The organism is Tissierellales bacterium (assembly GCA_025210965.1).
Taxonomy (GTDB): domain Bacteria; phylum Bacillota; class Clostridia; order Tissierellales; family JAOAQY01; genus JAOAQY01.
This window is the reverse complement of the sequence record JAOAQY010000109.1, coordinates 1-3,647: the sequence shown is the minus strand read 5'-3', so window position 1 is coordinate 3,647 and position 3,647 is coordinate 1. Positions and strand designations below refer to the sequence as shown.

At 30.4% G+C, this 3,647-nt stretch carries 2 protein-coding genes; both read left to right on the top strand.

The genetic code is table 11. The features are described 5' to 3' along the window. Window positions 1–226 precede the first annotated feature (226 nt). Window positions 227–907 carry an ABC transporter ATP-binding protein gene (locus N4A40_08580; protein MCT4661901.1) on the top strand — a complete coding sequence of 227 codons (681 nt, stop codon included), beginning with the start codon at window positions 227–229 and terminating at the stop codon, window positions 905–907. Beyond that, window positions 904–3,309, top strand: a complete 2,406-nt coding sequence (locus N4A40_08575) for an ABC transporter permease (GenBank protein MCT4661900.1) — start codon at window positions 904–906, stop codon at window positions 3,307–3,309. Before N4A40_08580 ends, N4A40_08575 begins: the two co-directional genes overlap by 4 nt. Window positions 3,310–3,647: the final 338 nt, after the last annotated feature.

Genomic DNA, 3,647 nt, shown 5'->3' with positions numbered 1-3,647 from the left:
TTTTTATATCAAGAGATAGCGTTTGGTAAAATTCTAATAATATATTTGATCATAACCATGATATCGTTAGTGTTTATGAACAAGTATATTAATGAAATGAAAATTAGTGAAAATGCAAAGAAGATTGAAGAATTAAAAGTTAAATAATCGCGGTTGACCGCTCTGGTTTCTTGGAGTACAATAATTTATATAATGCGTTAATATTTTATGAATCTAGGAGAATATAATGACTAAAATTATTGAAGTGAAAAACTTATCAAAACATTATTTTGCTGAGGACGTTGTCATTAAAGCAGTTGATGATATCAGCTTTTCAATAGAAAAAGAAGAAGTTGTAGCAATAATTGGCAAATCAGGTTCAGGAAAGTCGACACTATTGAATATGCTTAGCGGACTAGACACTAATACTTCCGGAGAAGTTTTAGTTGAAGGCTTAGACATAAATCAAATGAACGATGCAGATAGGACGAAGTTTAGAAGAACAAGAATAGGGTTTGTTTTTCAATTTTTTAATTTAGTGCCAACGCTTACTGTATGGGAGAATGTCATACTCACGCTAGGGCTAAATGGCAATGCGCCAGAAGATGGTTTTATAAAAGAAATAATTGCGGATTTAGGATTGAAAGATAAAGTTGATATGTATCCAAATCAATTATCTGGTGGCGAACAACAAAGAGTTGCAATTGCAAGGGCATTATCAACAAAACCAGCTATAATTCTAGCTGACGAGCCAACTGGAAATTTAGATTCTAAAATGAGCTTTGAAGTTATGGATATGTTGACAAAATTTACTAAAAAGTATAGACAAACACTAGTTATAGTTACCCATGATGATGACATTGCAAAGATGACAAACCGAGTATTGGTAATGGCGGATGGCAAGGTTGTAGATGGTGAGCTGATATGATTAAGAGAATTGTATTTAAAAATATTATTCGAGATAAAGCTAAGTCATCCTTGATTATCAGCACGATTTTTATAGCTACATTTTTGATAACTATAATATCAATTGTAGGAACATCCATAGTTGATATCAATAAACAAAATATACTTTCGTCAAATATGAATTATCATATGAGAGTGATAGATACGAATTACGAGCAGATCGATGAATTTTCAAAGGACGAAAATGTTGAGGCATTGATGGTTACTACCAATTTTGCGAAAATCTATGATGAACGGACTAATGTATACCTTGTGTACAATGAAAACTTAGTCGATGAAGTAACTGAGTTATCGTATATTCAAGGCTCATATCCTATTAGCGAAAATGAAATTTCTGGTACTAAATTTCTATTTGAAGCCTTTGATGTAGAAGCTAAAATTGGTGAGAAAATAAATATTCCATTTAGGATAAATAATGAGGGGAAAGTTATTGAAAAAGAATTTGTAATAAGTGGCGTGTTTGACAATAAGGTTGACGACGGAACAGATTATAAGCTTAGCCGAGGTTCGTATTCTTTTATGGTATCAAGGAAATTGGTTATGTCAAATTCGGAGAATAATATCAATGGTTTCACAGCATTTATCAGATTAAGAAATAGTGGAAACTATAATGAGCTAAATGAGAATATAGAATTATTAGCAAATAAACACAATATAGAAAGTGATGATGTTTTTAAAAATATTGAATATATGAAAGTTATTTCTGATTCAACATATCAAACGAAATTGGCAAAGGGTCTAATTTCTATATTGCTTGTACTCTTTAGTGGCTTAGTTTTGTACTCGGTGTATTCGGCATTATTGTTTTTAAATATTCAAAATGTAGGTAGACTGAGAATATTAGGAGCAAATATAAATCAGGTCAAGAAAATATTGTATATTGAAAATGGCATACTCTCACTTATTGGAATCATAAGCGGATTAATTATTGGTCAGCTAATTGCGTATATTTGTGTAAAATACTTGAATGCAAATTATTCACTATTGGAATTTGATTATAAAGGACTGCCAATTTTGACAGTGAAAATATTCATAACAATGATATTAGCAACATTTGTATGTACACAACCAGTAGTAAAAAGGATGATTAAGTTTTCTCCAATTGAAGCATTTAGCTATAGAGTAGAAGAAGTAAAGCTGTTAAAACGCAGAGCTTCTCATAGAAAAATTAGTATAGCGACACTAGCAAAAATTGACTTAAAACAAAATATAAAGAATATAAAAATTTCAGTTATTGTGATGGCGGTTAGCGGTGCTTTATTTATTGCAAGTACAGGTTTGCTATCGAGTGTTGATGTTAATTCTATTGTTAAAGATACAATATTTTATGGCGATTTTCAAGTATCGCTAAACTATTCGGTAGACGACAAAGAGTATCCAGCTAATAACTTAAATATAAGGCAAAAAAATAATGAGATAGATGTGTACTTAAATGAGATAAAAGATATTCAAGGAGTTTCGAAAATAAAAGAAATTTATTTATCCTTGGGAAATGTTTTGTATAAGGATACATTATTTGATGAAAAACGTGTCGCAATTGGAACTTTTGACGAATTTGACGTTCAGGAACTACAAAGAGAACTAGAACTTGGAGATATTGATTATGACACTATGGTAAAAGAAAATGGGATTATTTATGCATATGGTCATGCATTTGAAAAGAATGGATTTGAAATTGGAGACGAGTTTGTAGTGGAGTTTTTAGTTGACGATGAAAAAGTTCCAGTTAATGTAAAATTACTTGCGAGTACAAATAGTTTAGGTTATGGGACATTTTTGATTGCTGAAAAGACAATGAAAGAAATTTTTGGAGAATCATCTGCTCTTTATGGGATATCTGTATATTCTAGTGATAATCAATACAATCAAACGAAACAACGATTATACGAACTTACAAAAGATAAATCAAATATTTCACTGTATTCAAGAGATGAAGAAATTCAATATGCTAATAAAACTCTAGCGACTATAAAATATCCTATCTTAATATTGTGTGTGATTATTGGAATGATAGCACTTATAACAATCATAAATACTATGGTTATATCCATTATTAGAAGACTCAAAGAAATTGAGCTTTATAGGTGTATTGGAATGACAAAGAGGCAGTTATTTTTGATGCTAAGCATCAATATTAGTTTTATTGTTGCGAGTGCGTTTGTTATTTCTATAGCTGTAGGGAATTTATTAGGATACGCACTTGTCAGCTATGCAAAATCAAATTATTGGATTGGAATAGTATCTTATAATATTCCTGCTATGTCAATATTGACTCTAGCTATGACTCAGATATTGATGACGCTACTACTTACAATACTTATGATTCGTTTCATATATAGAAATAAGTTGGATATTAAGCTTTAAGTGGTTAGAATTTTTCGGTATTTTAACCTCGGCTACAAGTTTTTTGATTTAAGTAGTTTATGTAATGTATATTTTTAGTTAATCAATAATAAGGAACATCTGTTTTCATAAAAAAACGATGTTCCTTATTATATATTCTCACTTTTTAGTTAAGATTTGTCCTCTAGCTAACTTCATAGCATGTTTTTTCTACTGGCTTTTCTTTTGTCTTCGTAAAAGCTATCACAGAGATTATAATGATTCCAGCACTTACTAGATTCAGCGGATTTAAAGTTTCACCTAGAATCACAGTTGCCATAGCTATGGAGAATACTGGAACTAGGTTTATAAATAGTGCA